This is a genomic window from Kitasatospora sp. NPDC058046, assembly GCF_042885595.1.
GTDB lineage: Bacteria > Actinomycetota > Actinomycetes > Streptomycetales > Streptomycetaceae > Kitasatospora.
The window spans coordinates 194,018-209,973 of sequence record NZ_JBHVRS010000015.1 but is presented as its reverse complement, the minus strand read 5'-3'; the positions used below and the strand labels follow the sequence as shown (position 1 = coordinate 209,973).

The 15,956-nt window shown below is 74.1% G+C and carries 12 protein-coding genes; 7 read left to right on the top strand and 5 right to left on the bottom strand.

All coding sequences use genetic code 11. The features are described 5' to 3' along the window. Window positions 1-67 precede the first annotated feature (67 nt). The 3 genes from ACFVU7_RS27895 (at window position 68) to ACFVU7_RS27885 (ending at window position 5,587) form a co-directional block, all read left to right on the top strand. On the top strand, window positions 68-634 hold the full coding sequence (locus ACFVU7_RS27895; RefSeq protein WP_388047745.1) for a rhodanese-like domain-containing protein: 567 nt from the start codon (window positions 68-70) through the stop codon (window positions 632-634). Between the two features lie 324 nt (window positions 635-958). Further along, window positions 959-3,394: a hypothetical protein gene (locus ACFVU7_RS27890; RefSeq protein ID WP_388047743.1), complete on the top strand. Its 2,436-nt coding sequence runs from the start codon at window positions 959-961 to the stop codon at window positions 3,392-3,394. A 108-nt stretch (window positions 3,395-3,502) separates the two neighbouring features. Further along, entirely contained in the window at window positions 3,503-5,587 is a 2,085-nt protein-coding gene (locus ACFVU7_RS27885; RefSeq protein ID WP_388047741.1) for an alpha-galactosidase, read from the top strand. Between the two features lie 8 nt (window positions 5,588-5,595). Here the strand turns inward: ACFVU7_RS27885 and ACFVU7_RS27880 are convergent, their stop codons facing one another. Then, window positions 5,596-6,045, bottom strand: a complete 450-nt coding sequence (locus ACFVU7_RS27880; RefSeq protein ID WP_388047739.1) for a hypothetical protein — start codon at window positions 6,043-6,045, stop codon at window positions 5,596-5,598. A gap of 91 nt (window positions 6,046-6,136) precedes the next feature. Here ACFVU7_RS27880 and sigJ point away from each other — a divergent pair, with 91 nt between their 5' ends. Then, a complete protein-coding gene (gene sigJ, locus ACFVU7_RS27875; protein ID WP_388047737.1) occupies window positions 6,137-7,126 on the top strand; it encodes an RNA polymerase sigma factor SigJ in 990 nt (329 codons plus the stop codon). A 31-nt stretch (window positions 7,127-7,157) separates the two neighbouring features. Here sigJ and ACFVU7_RS27870 read toward each other — a convergent pair whose 3' ends face one another. Both ACFVU7_RS27870 and ACFVU7_RS27865 read right to left on the bottom strand, forming a co-directional pair. Further along, window positions 7,158-8,210, bottom strand: coding sequence for a S9 family peptidase (locus ACFVU7_RS27870; protein ID WP_049656514.1), 1,053 nt, complete (start codon window positions 8,208-8,210; stop codon window positions 7,158-7,160). 94 nt (window positions 8,211-8,304) lie between these two features. Then, window positions 8,305-9,525 (bottom strand): MFS transporter, encoded by a 1,221-nt coding sequence (locus ACFVU7_RS27865; RefSeq protein ID WP_388047735.1) that lies wholly within the window; start codon window positions 9,523-9,525, stop codon window positions 8,305-8,307. 54 nt (window positions 9,526-9,579) lie between these two features. Between ACFVU7_RS27865 and ACFVU7_RS27860 the strand changes: the two genes are divergently transcribed. Together ACFVU7_RS27860 and ACFVU7_RS27855 are read left to right on the top strand one after the other, a co-directional pair. Then, on the top strand, window positions 9,580-10,365 hold the full coding sequence (locus ACFVU7_RS27860; RefSeq protein ID WP_388047734.1) for an AraC family transcriptional regulator: 786 nt from the start codon (window positions 9,580-9,582) through the stop codon (window positions 10,363-10,365). Window positions 10,366-10,400: 35 nt separating this feature from the next. Next, window positions 10,401-11,144 carry an SOS response-associated peptidase gene (locus tag ACFVU7_RS27855; protein WP_388047733.1) on the top strand — a complete coding sequence of 248 codons (744 nt, stop codon included), beginning with the start codon at window positions 10,401-10,403 and terminating at the stop codon, window positions 11,142-11,144. A gap of 189 nt (window positions 11,145-11,333) precedes the next feature. Here the strand turns inward: ACFVU7_RS27855 and ACFVU7_RS27850 are convergent, their stop codons facing one another. Continuing rightward, complete coding sequence (locus ACFVU7_RS27850; protein ID WP_388047731.1) at window positions 11,334-12,995, bottom strand: MFS transporter; 1,662 nt, start codon at window positions 12,993-12,995, stop codon at window positions 11,334-11,336. A gap of 161 nt (window positions 12,996-13,156) precedes the next feature. On the opposite strand from ACFVU7_RS27850, the gene ACFVU7_RS27845 reads away from it, so the two are divergent. Beyond that, entirely contained in the window at window positions 13,157-14,176 is a 1,020-nt protein-coding gene (locus ACFVU7_RS27845; protein WP_388047729.1) for a helix-turn-helix transcriptional regulator, read from the top strand. Between the two features lie 89 nt (window positions 14,177-14,265). On the opposite strand, the gene ACFVU7_RS27840 is transcribed toward ACFVU7_RS27845, so the two are convergent. After that, a complete protein-coding gene (locus ACFVU7_RS27840) occupies window positions 14,266-15,924 on the bottom strand; it encodes a thiopeptide-type bacteriocin biosynthesis protein (RefSeq protein ID WP_388047727.1) in 1,659 nt (552 codons plus the stop codon). Window positions 15,925-15,956: the final 32 nt, after the last annotated feature.

Sequence of the window (15,956 nt, the reverse complement as noted above, 5' to 3'; positions counted from 1 at the left end):
CCGAACCTCCCCCCACCTCCTCCCCGCACCACCACCGACACCCCCACCCGAGAGGACCCCCACCCCCATGACCACGCCGCTGACCGTCGAGCAGCTCCAGCCCCGCCTCAGCCTGCTCACCCTCATCGACGTCCGCTCCCCCGGCGAGTACGCCGCCGGCCACATCCCCGGCGCCCTGAACGTCCCGCTCGACCAGCTCGACCGCGCCCTGCCCGCGCTGCGCGAGGCCGCCGGGCAGGGCGAGATCGCCGTGGTCTGCGCCGCCGGGCCGCGCGCCGACAACGCCTGCCGCGTGCTGGCCGACGCCGGCATCCCGACCCTCACCCTGACCGGCGGCACCAACGCCTGGGCGGGCGCCGGGCGGCCGCTGGACCAGGTGGCCGGCGCCCGCCGGGTGTGGGCGCTGGACCGCCAGGTCCGCCTGGTGGCCGGCTCGCTGGTGCTGGCCGGCGTGCTGGTCGACCTCGCCCTGCCGGGCGCCCGCTGGGTCTCCGCCGCCGTCGGCGGCGGGCTGGCCTTCTCCGCGCTGACCAACACCTGCGCGATGGGCTCGATGCTCTCCAAGCTCCCGTACAACCGGCCCCGCCCCGGCACGCCGAGCCTGGACGAGACGCTCGCGACCCTGACGCGCTGAGCCCAGCCGAAGCGCTGAGCCCAAGCGGTCACTGAACCCCGCCGACCGCTGAGCCCGGTCGCGGTCCGGGCCCCGACCGTCACGGGGCCCGGACCGCAACCGTTCCCAGATCGTGAAGGCCACTGCCCACCCCCGTCGGGCAGGGGCCTTCACCTCTTCTCCCAGCTGTCTCCCGGAAGCCGTCACCGCGCATCCCGTTGACGTGGCCGAGCCCACCATGTGAAATGTCACCCATCACATGCGATGCATCGTAACGCACACCACCCATCCGATTTGAACGTTCAAACGCCATCGCCCCGCCACCCGACCGGAGGTAGCTCCGCCATGCCGCCCCGCCCCCGCGCCTTACCCACCGGTCTCGCCCTCCTGGCCGTCCTCGCCGCCCAGGCCCTCGGCGCCGCCCCGGCCCCGGCGGCCGCCGGAACGCCGCTCGTCGACGGCGGCGGCTACCTCCTCGGCTCCGCCCTGGACAGCAGCTGCCTCGGCCCGCAGTACGCCCAGCCCGCCCCCGGCACCCCGGTGGTCGGCGCCGCCTGCGGGCGGCTGCTCAGCCAGCGCTGGCAGCTGCGCCGCGCCGGCGCCGACTACCTGCTCGTGAACGCCGCCAGCGGCCGCTGCCTCACCCTCGCCGGCCCGGACCGCCGCCCCGCCACCGCCGACTGCGGCAGCTCCCCCGAGGCCGAGCGCTTCACCGTCTCCCGCGCGCCGCAGGGCACCTACACCCTCACCACCCGCGGCACCGGCGGCTGCCTGACCGCCGATCCGGCCCCGGTGGCCCACCACTGCGACAACCGCCCCGCCCACCGCTGGACGCTCACCCGCACCGAGCCGCTGGTCCTCGCCGACCCCGGCTTCGAGCAGAGCGACACGAGCGACACGAACGGGACGAACGGGACGAGCGGCACGAACGGCGCCGCCACCGCCGGCAGCACCTCCGGCGGCTGGACCTTCACCCCCCACACCGGCACCGCCACCAACAACCCGCACGGCGGCGCCCGCCTCGCCTACCTCGATGCCGGCCCCGGCTACGCGGTGAGCCAGCAGGTGACCGCCGTCACCGCGGGCAGCTACGACCTGTCCGCCTGGATCGCGACGGGCGGCGCCGGCGGCAGCCTCTCGGTGAGCGTCAACGGCACCGTGGTGCGCTCCCTCCCGCTGCCCGAGCAGTCCCTCTACGCGAAGTACACCCTCCCCCGGGTCCGGGTCGCCCCCGGCGACCGGCTGACCCTCACCATCGGCTCCTCCCCCACGGGTTGGATCAACGTGGACGACGCCGCCGTCGCCCCGGCCGCCCCCAACGACCCGGTGATCAGCTCCTCCGACCCCGAGGCCGTCGCCCTCTTCGACTGGGCCAAGGCCAAGGCCAACAGCTGGGTGCAGCAGGCCGGCGCCACCGGCGTGCTCGACCAGGACGAGAACCACCCCGGCGGCACCGGCACCACCACCTACGACGCCACCTACTGGGCCGGCTACCCGTTCCGCTCCGCCTTCTACAGCCGCGACTTCGCCCACCAGCTGGTCGGCGCCCACCTGCTCGGCCTGGACGCCGAGAACAAGACCATGCTGCGCGGCTTCGCGGCCTCCGCCACCGAGGTCAACAAGCTCTACCCGGTCTGGGCGCTCAACTTCGACGCCCGCAGCTACGGCGCCATCGACTACCGGAGCCCCGACCGCTTCGTCCGCGAGCTGCCCGCGCCGTTCGAACTCGTCCAGCAGGCCGGCGAGGCCTACCGCTGGACCGGCGACCGCGACTACGCCGAGGACCCGGGCCTGGGCCGGTACGTGCGCAACACGCTCGGCCCGTTCATCGCCGCCCGCCCCGGCCCGGTCGACAACGGCGGGGTGCCGATCCCGCAGGCCACCAGCCGCAGCATCTTCGCCGGCACCGCCAGCTACGCCGAGAACGCCACCCGCACCTACGCCGAGGCCGGGGACGCGGTCGGCGCCCAGTACCAGGCCTACCTCTCCGCCGCCGCGCTGGCCGACGCCCGGGGCGACGCCGCCTCCGCCGCCGGCTACCGGAAGGCCGCCGAGCAGCTGCGCACGTACGTCAACTCCACCTGGAGCGTGGACGGTTCGCAGCCCGGCGAGGTCGTCCACGGCTACGACACCGCCGGCAAGCCGATCACCGGCTGGGGCTACGAGGCGAGCGTACTGATGCCGGTCAAGGGGCTGCTCGACCCGGGCCCGCGCCGGGACGCCCAGCTCGCCGCCATCGACGCCGCCGACTCCGGCCCGGAGCGCTCGGCGAACCTGGAGGCCTACACCTACCTGCCGGACGCCTTCTTCGCCAACCACGACGGCAGCACCGCCTGGAAGTGGATGCGGCACGTCTACGAGAGCGTCGGCGAGCCGCACGTGAGCGGCGCGATGCTGAACGGCGACTACCCCGAGGTCCCGTTCACCCTGCTCGCCCAGACCGTCCAGGGCCTGCTCGGCGTCACCCCCGACGCCGCCGGCCACGCGCTCTCCACCACCCCGCAGCTGCCCGCCTCGATGGGCTGGCTCCAGGTCGCGGGCATCCCGGTGGGCGGCGGCACGGTGACCGTCCGCCACGACGGCGCGCAGCGCAGCACCGTCACCAACACCGGTACGGAGCCCGTCACTTGGGAGGCCCGCTTCCCCGGTCAGCTCGCCCGCGCCACCGTCGACGGCGAGCAGCGGGAGGCCCGCACCACGACCGTCGACGGCACGACCTACACCTCCATCACCGTGACCCTCGCGCCCGGACGCTCCGCGACCGCGACCGTCACCGACTGACCCCCACACAGCACAACCGCGGCCGGCCGGCCCCACCCGGCCGGCCGCACCCCCTCGCTTCCTGACGGTTCGTCATCTCACCATCCCCCACCCCTCAGGAGGGCGCTCATGCGCCGAACCCGCCGCCGTGTCGCGGCATCCCTGCTCTCCGTCGCCCTCGCGACCGCCGGCCTCGGAGCCGTCGGCCTCGGCACGGCCGCTCCCGCCACCGCCACCCCCACCCCCACCGCGATCGGCCCCGGCCTCGGCAACGGCAACGCCCCGACCCCGCCGATGGGCTGGAACTCCTGGAACTCCCTCGGCACCGAGGTCACCCAGGACCAGGTCGTCCAGACCATCGACTTCATGACCGCCAACGGCCTGGTCGCGGCCGGCTACGACACCGTCACCATCGACGACGGCTGGTCGCTCTGGCACCGCGACGGCCAGAGCTCCGACCTGGTCCGCAACGCCGACGGCGGCCTCCAGCTGTACGACAACGCCGGCAACCCGGTCAGCGGCACCGACGGCATCGGCAACGACCCCACCTCCGGCCACCTGGTCCCGCGCCCCGACCACTTCCCCGAGCGGACCGTCGACGGCCACACCGTCAACGGCATCGCGTACCTCGCCCAGTACGCGCACAGCAAGGGCATGAAGTTCGGCCTCTACGCCACCGACACCTACCTCACCTGCCAGATGCACCCCGGCAGCCTCGGCCACGAGTCCACCGACGCCGCCGACTTCGTCTCCTGGGGCGTCGACTTCGTCAAGTACGACGACTGCCCGTACGGCCCGCAGATCGTCGGCCCGGACGGGCACAACTACTACACCCAGGGCGAGGGCAAGGAGCTGACCCGCTCCATCTACGCCCGGGTGCAGACCTTCCAGCACGCCCTGGACGCCGCCTCCGCCGCCCAGGGGAAGCCCAAGGTCACCCTCAGCGTCTCCGCCCAGCCCGTCCACAGCGGGGTCCCGTACCTGCTCGCCGCCGACGACCCGGCCCGCACCGACCCGGTGGTCCAGGCCGCCGGGACGGCCCCCTTCCACGCCCCCGGCTACGCGCCCACCGGCATCTGGTGCGGCCAGGTCGCCAACCTCTGCCGGATCGGCGGCGACCGGGACAGCGAGCTCGACGGGGTGCTCTGGAACGGGCAGTTGCAGACCGCGCTGCAGTACCCGGGCAACGTCCGCCCGGGCAGCTGGAACGACCTGGACATGATGTTCACCGGCTGGCAGGACGTCTACGGCCTGTGGGGCACCACGGACACCTGCACCTGCCACAAGCCCTTCACCGACGACGAGTCGCGGACGGAGGCCTCGGTCCTCGCCATGCTCGCCGCGCCGATGATCTCCGGCGCCGACCTGCGCACCGCCGCACAGTCGCAGCACAGCGCGGACGGCTACACCTGGTCCACCGGGATCAACGACACCAGCCTGGCGATCCTGAAGAACAAGGAGGTCATCGCCGTCGACCAGGACGGCCTGGCGAAGCCCGCCACTCTGGTCGGCGCCAAGCCGGCCGACGGGCACGCCCCGGTGGTCCTCAAGCGGCAGCTCGCCAACGGCGACACCGCCGTGCTGCTGGTCAACCAGGACCCGTCGGCCGGCCGCACCGTCGCCACCAGCCTCGCCGAACTCGGCCTCGGCGGCTCCGGCTACCAGGCCAAGGAGCTGTGGACGGGCGCGGGTTCGACCGTCACCGGCCCGATCAGCGCCTCCCTCCCGCCGCACGGCGCGGCGCTCTACCGGCTCGCCAAGCAGGGCACCGGCGGGCCGTCCGGCGTGGTCGACGACGGTGCGTACCACTCCCTGAGCAGCGGCGGCCTCGCGCTGTCCCTGCTCGGCTCCTGCACCGCGCCACTCGGCTCGATCACCGACCTGGAGCCCGCGCGCCCCGGCGACCCGGCGCAGCAGTGGACCTTCGCCAGTAACCCCGACGGGACCGTCCGGATCAGCGACAACTGCGCCACCGGCACCCACCGGCACACCGTGCTCTCCGCCGGGGCCTCGGCCGGTGACAGCGCCTACCTGCTCGACCTGTCGCCCGGCAACCCCTGGCAGGAGTGGAAGCTGACCCAGGACCAGGCCACCGGTTCCGTCACCGTCACCAACGTCGCCACCGGCCTCGCCCTCGACGCGGGCGCCGGCACCGCCGGCACCCCCGTCACCACCCGCCCGGCCACCGGCCAGCGCTGGACCCTCGGGTCCTGAGGGCCCGCTCAGTCCCTCGTGCCGGCCGTCCGCTGCACAGAGCGGGCGGCCGGCATCCGGACCAGTACCGCCACACTCAACCCGAAGACGACCACGCCCAGCGGGACGTGGACCGACGGCACGTGCGCGACGCCCAGCACGACCTGCGCCGAGGCCAGCACCAGGAACCCGGTGGCGTACAGGACCGGACGGGGCGAGCCGCCGCCGGGCCGCCAGGCCAGGACGGCGGCGAGCAGGTACAGCATCGAGGACCCGTACATCACGCGCGCGCCGACGCTGTGCAGCGTCTCGCCGTAGGAGGTGGAGAGCAGCAGCCCGGCCGTTACCGCCTGGAAGAGGACCGCCACGGTCTGGAACGCCACGGAGACCCGGAGGAAGGTGTGGGCACGCAGCCCCGCCGCCGTGTCCGTGGTGCCCCTGGTGCCCGTGGTCGCCTCCGCCGTCGTCCCGATGGCCATGACGCGCTCCCCTCTTCTGCCTCGCGGCAGCTGATCGATAGTGTCCCGCTCATCCGACGACACAGGCCGGCGAAGTGTGAGGCGAAGGTCCATGACGGACGAGCAGACCCGGGGAGCGGCCCCGACCGCGGACACCCCCTCCGTACCGGACCCGGGCGTGGTCGTCGGCGAGCGGCGGCAGCTGATCAACCTGGCCTACCGGCTGCTCGGTTCGCTGGCCGAGGCCGAGGACGCGGTGCAGGAGACGTACGCCCGGTGGTACGCGCTGTCCCGGGAGCAGCAGGAGGCCATCGCCTCGCCGGGTGCCTGGCTGTCCACGGTGGCCGGCCGGGTCTGCCTGGACCAGCTCGGGTCGGCGCGGGCCCGGCGGGAGCGCTACGTCGGCGAGTGGCTGCCCGAGCCGCTGCCCGACCGCGGCGAGTGGGTCGGCGGCCCGGCCGGCGGCGGGCCGGCCGATCCCGCGGACTGGGTCACCCTGGACGAGTCGGTGACCATGGCCTTCCTGGTCGTCCTGGAGGCGATGACCCCGGCGGAGCGGGTGGCGTTCATCCTGCACGACGTCTTCCGCTACCCCTTCCCCGAGGTGGCCGGGATCGTCGGCCGCACCCCGGCCGCCTGCCGCCAGCTGGCCTCCTCCGCCCGCCGCCGGATCAGGGCCGCCCGGGCCCCGGCGACCCCGACGGGCGCGCAGGCCGGGCTGGTACGGGACTTCAAGCGGGCCTGGGAGGCCCGGGACATCGCGGCCCTGGTCGGCCTGCTCGCCCCCGACGCCACGATGACCGCCGACGGCGGCGGCCTGGCCGGCGCCGCCCTGCGCCCGGTGGTGGGCGGCGAGCGGATCGCCCGGTACCTGGTCCACTTCGCCGACCTCGCCCCCGGGCTCACCCTCCTCGAACGGACCGTCAACGGCCGCCCCGGCCTGGTCGCCCGGCTCGGCGGCCGCACCGCGACGGTGGCGGCCTTCGACCTGGCCGACGGCCGGATCACCCGCGTCTGGGCGGTCCGCAACCCGGAGAAGCTGCGCCCTTGGACGGAGCACGAGCCGGCGCGCGAGCCGGAGCGCGAACCGCACGGCCGCTGAGTGGTCCTACAGCTCCACGTTTCGTCGCGGGTCACCCCTTCGGGTGGTCGGGCGAGGCCGGGTCGAGCGAGGACAGGAAGTTCCGCATGCCGTCGAGGTAGCCGGGGGTGAACAGCGAGCGCGGTGCGGCGACGGCGAGGAAGGTGCTGCGCAGCTCGGAGTCCTCGACGTCCTTGGGCACCATGTTGTGGGTCGAGTCCGGGAAGCGCAGGACGTGGAGCAGGCCCGGGGTGGTGACGAGGCGGCGGTAGGCGGCCTCGGTGTCGTCGCTGTCGACGTTGACGTCCCGGCCGCCGAGGACGAGCTGCACCGGCACCCGGAGGGCGGCGAGGTCCTCGGTGGCGTCGGAGAGGTGGTTGCGCTTGTTGAACGCCCAGCGCTCGGGGGTCAGCCCGTCGACGTCGCCGCCCGCGGCCCGGTACTCCTCGAAGGTCGAACCGGCCCGCAGGGCGGCCAGGTTGCGGTCGCTGCGGGCGACGGCGGCCGCGGTCTCCGCGGGCGAGGCGTGCCGTTCCCCCAGCTCGGCGAGCAGGTTGTAGCGGCCCTGCTGGAGCCAGTTGACGGCGGTGCCGACGGCGATCACGAACCTGACGTCCGGGGACTGCCGGGCGGCCTTGGGCATCACCCAGCCGGCCTGGCTGGCGCCCCAGAGCCCGATCCGGTTCGGGTCGATGCCGGGCTGGGCCTTGGCCCAGCGGATCGCGGCGAGGGTCTCGTCGACGCGGTCCTGCATGCTCTGGTCCAGCCAGTCGCCGGGGGCGTTGTTGACGCCGGGCTTGTCCCAGGAGAGCGTCGCGTACCCGGCCTTCGCCATGGCCTCCCAGAGCGGCCGGTAGAAGGTGTCGTGGGTGGCGTCCACGGGCCCGTCGCCGTGGACGAAGACCACCAGTCCGTACGGCCCGTGGCCGCCGGTGGGGCGGGCCAGGACGCCCTGGAGCGGCTGCCTGCCGCCGGTGACGGTGACCCGCTCCTCCGTGAGGTCGTACTCGTTCTGGTAGACCACCCAGCCGCCCGCGCCGGCCAGCAGCACGGCCACGGACAGCAGTGAGCCCCAGAGCCACCGGCGCCTGCCGAACATCTTCATAGCGTTCACTCACCAATCGTTCGTTTCGAAAACGACCGTAGCAGATATGAACGCAATGAGGTGATCGTCTTTACCGCCGCCTACCCGGAGGCGGTCACCGCCCGACCGGCGCCGTCCCGGCCTCGGGAGCCACCCGCTCCGACACCACCGGCTCCGGGAGCGTCCGGAACAGCGCCCAGCTCAGCACCGGCATCAGCACCAGCGGCAGCAGCGCCGTACGCAGCGAGGTCGCGTCCGCGAGAGCCCCGATCACCGGGCTCGCCAGCCCGCCGACGCTCACCGTCAGCCCGAGGGTGATCCCGCTCGCCGTACCGATCCGCGACGGCAGGTAGTCCTGCCCCAGCGTGACCTGCAGGGAGAACGGCACGTACAGGCCCGCCGAGGTCAGCGCCACGAACAGGTACAGCGCCGGGCCCGGCACCAGCAGCACCCCGGCCACCGCGGCCGCCGCCACCAGGTACGACCAGCGGGCCACCGCCACCCGCCCCCACCGGTCCGCCAGCGCGCCGCCCAGCACCGAGCCCACCGCACCGCCCGCGTACAGCACCACCAGCGCCGCTGTGCCCGCCGCCGCACCGCCGCCCAGGCGCTGGGTGGTGAACAGCGAGAGGAAGGTGCTCAGCCCGACGAACGCGACCGAGCGGCAGACCACCGCCAACGACAACCGCACGAAGGCCGCCCGGTCGTCGGCCCCCGGAACCGGCTCGCGCGCCTCCCCGGCCGCCCGCCGCCGCTCCAGCTCGCGCAGCACCGGCAGGCAGAGGGCGGCGCCCGCGAGCGCGGGCAGCGCCAGCAGCGGGGTCAGCCGCAGCCCGCCCGTCCCCACCACGGCGGCGACCAGCAGCGGGGCGGCGGCGAAGCCCAGGTTGCCGCCCAGCGAGAACCAGGCCATCCCCCGGTGGGTGCCCAGGCCGCGCCGCCCGTCCCCCGCCCGCCGCGCCGCCAGCCGGGCCACCCGGGCCGACTCCGGATGGTAGGCCGCCACCCCGACCCCGGACAGCGCCACGAAGGCCAGCGTCAGCCCGTACGAGCCGCCCACCCCGCTGAGCGCGATGCCCGCGCCGCCCAGCAGCGTGCTGACCGGCAGCAGCCAGGGCAGCGGCCGGCGGTCGGTGAGCGCCCCGAACAGCGGCTGCGCCACCGAGGAGAGCAGCGAGGCGGCGAGCACCACCCCGGACACGGCGGCGTACCCGTAATGGCGCTCGGCCGCGAAGAACGGCACCAGGGCCGCCACCGCGCCCTGGTAGACGTCCACACAGGAGTGCCCGACGGAGAGCAGGAGGATCGACCTTCGGTCGGAGGATCGTTTCGGCATGCCGCCAGCCTCGGGCCCGCACCCGCTGTCGGACTTCCGATAACCTGCCATCCGATGCCGAGAATCCGCCACACTCCCGTCGCCTCGCGCCATACACCCGTCACCTCGCGCCACACTCCCGTCGCGTCGACCGAGGCCCGCCTGCTGCCCTCCGGCGGCGCCATCGACGCGCACCGGCACGACGACCACCAGATCGCCTACGCCGCCCGGGGCGTGGTCGGCATCACCACCGACGCCGGCTCCTGGGTCGCCCCCGGCGACCGCGCGCTGTGGATCCCGGCCGGCACCGTCCACGCCCACCAGGCCCACGGCGAACTCGAACTCCACCTGGTCGGCTTGCCCGCCGCCGACAACCCGCTCGGCCTGGACCGCCCGACCGTCCTCGCCGTCGGCCCGCTGCTGCGCGAACTGATCGTCGCCTACACCCGCACCCCCGACCAGGACACCCCCGAACGCGCCCGGCTCCGCGCCGTCCTGCTCGACCAGCTGCGCGCCTCCCCGCAGAGCCCGCTCCACCTCCCCACCCCCGCCACACCCCTGCTCCGCGCCCTGTGCGCGCTGCTGGAGGCCGACCCGGCCGACGGCCGTACGCTCGCCGAACTCGGCCACGCCGTCGGCGCCAGCGACCGCACCCTCTCCCGGCTGTTCCGCGCCGACCTCGGCATGGCCTTCCCCCAGTGGCGCACCCAGCTGCGGCTGCACCACGCCCTGGTACTGCTCGCCGAGGGCCTTCCCGTCACCACCGTGGCACACCGCTGCGGATGGGCCTCCGCCAGCGCCTTCATCGACGTGTACCGCCGCGCCTTCGGACACACCCCGGGCGGGCGCGCGCCGCGCTGAACGCCGTTGTCCGTACCGCGTGGCAGGCTGGGGGCATGTGCGGCCGCTTCGTCTCCACCACCACGCCCCAGGACCTCGTCTCCCTGCTCGGGGAGCTCCGGTGGGACCCGGCCGAGACCTTCGCGCCGAGCTGGAACGTCGCCCCGACCGACCCGGTCCCGGCCGTCCTGGAACGCGTCGACCGGGACACCGGCGAGCTGCTGCGCCAACTGCGCCCGCTGCGCTGGGGCCTGGTCCCGTCCTGGGCCAAGGACCCGTCCGGCGGCGCCCGCCTGATCAACGCCCGCTCGGAGACCGTCGACACCAAGCCCGCCTTCCGCAAGGCCTTCACCACCCGCCGCTGCGTGATCCCCGCCGACGGCTACTTCGAGTGGCGCGAAGTCCCCGCCGCCGCCGACCGGAAGAAGTACAAGCAGCCCTACTTCCTCAGCACCGGCGGCCTGATGCTGATGGCCGGCCTCTACGAGTTCTGGCGCGACCCCACCCTCCCCGAGGACGACCCGCTCGCCTGGCTGGCCACCGCCACCGTCATCACCACCGACGCCACCGACTCCGCCGGCCGCGTCCACGACCGGATGCCCCTCACCATCGCCCCCGACGACCTCGCCACCTGGCTCTCCCCCGCCCACACCGACCCCGCCGAACTCCACCACCTGCTGCACAGCCCCGCCGACGACACCCTGCGCGTCCGCGCCGTCCCCACCACCGTCAACAGCGTCCGCAACAACGGCCCCCACCTGCTGGACACCGCCCCGGACCCACTGGGCCTGGCGGACTGAGGAGCCTTCGGCAGCCCGCGAAGGTGGCGATTCCCCTGCCGACGCCGGTCCTCGCGCGCACGGAACGCGAAGACCTCGGCCACGAAGTCGCCGAGGTCCCCGCGAAGCCTTTCCACCTCGCCAAGTCCACAGGTTGCGGCGCAGCTCGCACCGCCACAACCCACACGATCAGATCAACCCGGCAACGTACTACCGGGCGTGGGTCCGGCCGGCGTTGATCCCGGCGTCCGGTGCCGCGTCGGCGGCGTTGCCCTCTCCCCACTGCTGGGCCCCCTGCTTGGGCCGGGGGATGAGGAAGGTCGCCAGCATGCCGAGGGCGAGCAGCGCGGCACAGGTGTAGCCGTCGATCTGGATCGCGTGGGACATGGCGTCGCGGGCGGCCTCGGCGGCGGACGCCGTCCGCGGGTTGTCGCCCAGCCCGGAGATCATCGCGCCGGCGCTGTCGGAGACCGCCGAGGACAGTTGGTCGGCGCCGGCCTCGGGCGTTCCCTGTTTGACCAGCCGGTCCGACAGGTCGGAGGCCAGTGCCGTGAAGAACGTCGAGGTCAGGACCGCGATTCCGAGTGCGGAGCCGAGCTGGCGCGCGGCGCTCTGGATTCCGGAGCCCTGGCCGGCCTGCTGCGGCGGCACGTCCGCCAGGACCACGTTGGTAACCTGGGCGGTGGCGAAGCCGACCCCCATGCCGTACAGGAACAGGGCGATGGCGATGACCCACCACTGGGAGTCGCTGCCGGCCAGCAGGCCGAACATCAGCAGGCCGGCGGCCTCCAAGACCAGGCCGATCCGGACCAGGCCGACCGGGCCGGTCTTCTCGGCCATGCCGAAGCTCGCGCCGCTCGCGACGAAGCTTCCGACCGCGACGACGAAGACCAGCAGTCCGGTCTGGACCGGGGAGTAGTCCAGGGCGTACTGGAGCCACAGCGGCAGCACGGCGAGCATGCCGAACTCGGCAAGGGCGATGACGAGCGTCGCGATGTTGCCCGTGCTGAAGGACTTGATGCCGAACAGCGAGGTGTCCATCAGCGGCGCCGTTCCGTTGCCCCTGGTGAGTCGCACCTGGAGGAACAGGAAGAGGGCGAGGCACACCACCGCGACGACCAGGGCGACCGGGATGACCGACAGGCCCGTACCGTCCCCGAAGGGACCGAGGTCCTTACGCGGTTCCCACCACCCGTAGGTGCGTCCCTCGATCAGCGCGAACGCGAGAAGTCCGAGGCCCAGCACCGACAGCACCGCGCCGACGGCGTCGATCCGTCCCGGCCGGCGGGGGGAGGGCCGGAGGAACCTCATGACGCCGACGAGGATCAGCGCGACAACCGCGATGTTGATGCCGAAGGCCCACCGCCAGGAGTAGTCGGCGAGCCAGCCGCCCAGCAGCGGTCCGACCGCGGCGGCCGCCCCGATCGTCGATCCCCAGATGGCGAACGCCTTGCCGCGGTCCGGGCCCCGGAAGGTCAGATTGAGCAGCGCCAGCGAGGTCGGCATGATGATCGCGCCACCGACACCCTGCGCGAACCGGCCGGCGATCAGCAGCTCCCCGGTGGGCGACACCGCCGCGGCGATGCTGGCCAGGCCGAAGATCACGGTCCCGACCATGAACAGCCTGCGCGCTCCCAGGATGTCCGAGAAGCGGCCCATCGCCAGCAGCAGGGCGGCCAGGATGATCGCGTAGGACTCCTGGATCCACTGAGCGCCGGAGGCCGAGATCTCCAGGTCGTCGATGATCGGCGGCATCACCACATTGACGATGGTGAAGTCCACGACCACCAGCGAGACACCGAGGGAGATGGCGACCAGGCCCAACCAGGCGTCCCGGTCGGTGGGTGAGGGCCGAGCCGGATTGTCGGACACAGCGTTCCTCCGTTCTGTTCGATGGGGGTGCACCCGGTTCGGTCGCCGAGGGCGAGGTACTGGGGGTGTCGGGGAGGCGTTCCGCCTCCGAGCCACTGGCACCGTGCCAGAGGAAGAGGACGTAATCTGACCTCTACTCACACAGATCCGGAGGGCAGTCCGTGACCGCCAACCGAACACTGGAGCTGCTCAGCGTGCTTCAGGCCCAGAAGGAGTGGACCGGCGCCGGTCTGGCCGAGCGGCTGGGGGTGTCCCCGCGGACGGTCCGGCGCGACATCAGCCGGCTGCGCGAACTGGGCTATCCCGTCACGGCGCGCAAGGGCCCCTCCGGCTTCTACCGGCTGTCCCGCGGAGCGCGGCTGCCCCCGCTGATAGTCGACGACGAGCAGGCCGTCGCCATCGCGCTGGCCCTGCAGACGGCTCCGGCCTCGGTGGCCGGCATGGGGGACGCCACGAAGCGGGCGCTGAACTCCATCAAGGAGCTCCTGCCTCCCCACCTGGCCCGCAGGCTGGCGACCTTCTCGATCGAGCAGATAGAGAACGCCTGGGAGCTGGCCCCGCCGCAGGTCGATCCCGCGCTGCTGGCTCAGCTGAGCGCCGCCGCGCAGCAACGCGAGCTGGTGCGGTTCGCCTACCGGTCCATCGACCGCGGGCCGGTGGAGGACGACGAGGTGCTGGCCGAACCCCATCGGCTCGTCGTCTGGTCCGGGCGCTGGTATCTGGTGGCGTACGACCAGCGCAGGAACTCCTGGCACACCTACCGGCTCGACCGCATCGGGCAACTGACCTCCACCGCCTGGCGGTTCGGTCCTCGGGACGTGCCGGAGGCGGACATCACCCGCTTCGTCCAGAGCCAGCCCGACCGGGGGGACACCGCGGACACCTGGCCGTGCTGGGGCACCGTCCTGATGGAGTGCCCGGCGACGCTGGTGGCGAAGTGGGCCCCGGGCGCGGCGAGCTTCGAAGCGATCGACGAGCGGATCACCCGGATCCGGATGGGGGCGTGGTCCTGGTCGGCACTCATCGGCTTCCTCATCACCTTCGACCGCCGTTTCACCGTCGAAGGCCCGCCAGAACTCGCCGAAGCGGCCCGCCAGGTGATCGGCCGCCTCGACGTCGCCGTACCCCTGCCCGACGAGCACGCGCCGGAGCCGGTCACTTCGGTCCGAGCCGGTACCTGAGACCGAAACGGACGGCCCGCGTTCCTGGCCCAGCTCCCGGGTACGGAAGCGCACCGCTCCCTTCGCGATCGGTCACGGGGCGGGGGCACTCACTCCGTGCCCGTCCGGGCGGTCCCCGGGCGGCCCAGGGGGAGGAGGTACTGGACGGGTTCGCCGAGGTCGTCGAGGGCGAGGAGTTCGTGGGCCAGGTCGTCCTGGAGGCCGCCGAGGGGGGTGGTGCCGAGGCCGAAGGCGGCGGCGGTCAGCAGGAGGTTCTGGGTCAGGTGGCCGGCTTCGAGGAGGCCGAGGCGCAGGGCGCGCAGGCCGTAGCGGCGGCGGAGGTGGGCGAGGTCGAGGTGGACGGCGAGGACGGCGGGGGCCTGGTCGATGCCGATGGCGTCCGGGTCGTCGGCCGGGCGGGAGAGGTAGGAGGAGAGGGCCTTGAGGTCGTCGAGGGCGGGGGCCGGGCCGATCGGGCGCAGGCTGCGGTGTTCGGGGAGGCACTGGTAGGTGCCGGCGGGCAGGCCGTCCACGGCGAGGGCGAGCAGGCGCAGCCGTACGGTGTGCAGGGCGCCCGCGCTGGGGTACGGGCGGTGGCCGGTGTCGGGGTTGGCGGCGTAGGCGGACCAGAGCAGTCCGCCGAGGGTGCCGGCGGTGAGCGGGCCGGTCAGCGGGCCGCGGGTGGAGTGGCGGGTGCGCAGGGCGTCGGCCAGGGTGACGGGCGGCAGCGGGTCGGCGGGCAGCGGGAGGTCGCCGGGGCGGGGGCGCGGGGCCGGGTGGTGCGGCAGGTCGCGCAGGGCGGTGTCCTCGGGGCGGCCGATCTGGAACTTGCTGCGTTCCAGGTACTGGTGGTCCGGGGCGTGGTGGTCGGCGGGGAAGAAGGTGAACGGCTGCCCGGTCTCCAGCAGGGTGCGGGCGGCGAGGCGGCAGACCGCCCGCTCCTCGTCGGGGCCGACGCCTAGCCGGTTGAACAGCATGTGCAGCTGGAAGGCCCAGACCCAGGAGAGGCGCTCCTCGGCGTCAGCTGAGGCGGGGACGGCCGCCCGCATCCGGGCGGCGGCCCCGGCGACCCGCGCCGCCCAGTCGGCCAGCCAGGGTGCGGCCGTGCCGGCGTCCAGCGCCGTGCGCAGGGCCCGGGCGCGGTGGGCCAGCGCGGTGCGCTGCCGGGCGAACACGGTGTTGACCCGGACGTGCACGGCGGCCCCGGGCAGCGGCTGGAACTCGGTGACCCACCGCCAGGAGGCGGCGTGGCGGCGCAGCCAGCGGGAGGCGGCGAGTTCGTCGAGGCCGAGGGCGTGGGCGGTGGTGTGGGCGAGGTCGAGGGCGAGCGGCAGCCGGTCCCCGGGGGCCGCGCGGAGGGCGTCCAGGGCGGCGAGGGCGGTGCGGGTGGAGTGGGTGAACACCTCCTCGGCGATCGGCAGCAGGGCCGCACCGCCGTAGCGCTCGGTCTCGGGCTGGTACGGGACCTCCGTGACCTCGCCGTGTCCGCCCGCGAAGGGGCCGTCGGGCGGGGTGCGGCGGGCGGCGCGGCGGGTGAGCTCGGTGGCCAGGTCGGCCAGGTGGGCGGGCGCCGGGCCCGGGCCGCGAAGGCGGATGCGCAGGTGGGGGCCGCCCTCGCCGTAGCGGATGAAGAACCAGTCGGTGCCGGCGTGCCCGGCCATCAGCGGGGCGAGGTCCTCGGTGAGGAAGGCGTCGGCGTCGGCGGCGGTCAGCGGCAGCGCGAGGTGCAGGCTGTGCCAGCGGGCGGCGGGCGGCGCTTGGGTGGTCATCGCGGTCCTTCCGGGCGGCTACGGGAACGGGC

Bases quoted from the DNA above. Each gene is read 5' to 3' on its own strand.
- ACFVU7_RS27895 (WP_388047745.1), top strand. From the start codon at position 68: ATGACCACGCCGCTGACCGTCGAGCAGCTCCAGCCCCGCCTCAGCCTG.
- ACFVU7_RS27890 (WP_388047743.1), top strand. From the start codon at position 959: ATGCCGCCCCGCCCCCGCGCCTTACCCACCGGTCTCGCCCTCCTGGCC.
- ACFVU7_RS27885 (WP_388047741.1), top strand. From the start codon at position 3,503: ATGCGCCGAACCCGCCGCCGTGTCGCGGCATCCCTGCTCTCCGTCGCC.
- ACFVU7_RS27880 (WP_388047739.1), bottom strand. From the start codon at position 6,045: ATGGCCATCGGGACGACGGCGGAGGCGACCACGGGCACCAGGGGCACC.
- sigJ (WP_388047737.1), top strand. From the start codon at position 6,137: ATGACGGACGAGCAGACCCGGGGAGCGGCCCCGACCGCGGACACCCCC.
- ACFVU7_RS27870 (WP_049656514.1), bottom strand. From the start codon at position 8,210: ATGAAGATGTTCGGCAGGCGCCGGTGGCTCTGGGGCTCACTGCTGTCC.
- ACFVU7_RS27865 (WP_388047735.1), bottom strand. From the start codon at position 9,525: ATGCCGAAACGATCCTCCGACCGAAGGTCGATCCTCCTGCTCTCCGTC.
- ACFVU7_RS27860 (WP_388047734.1), top strand. From the start codon at position 9,580: ATGCCGAGAATCCGCCACACTCCCGTCGCCTCGCGCCATACACCCGTC.
- ACFVU7_RS27855 (WP_388047733.1), top strand. From the start codon at position 10,401: ATGTGCGGCCGCTTCGTCTCCACCACCACGCCCCAGGACCTCGTCTCC.
- ACFVU7_RS27840 (WP_388047727.1), bottom strand. From the start codon at position 15,924: ATGACCACCCAAGCGCCGCCCGCCGCCCGCTGGCACAGCCTGCACCTC.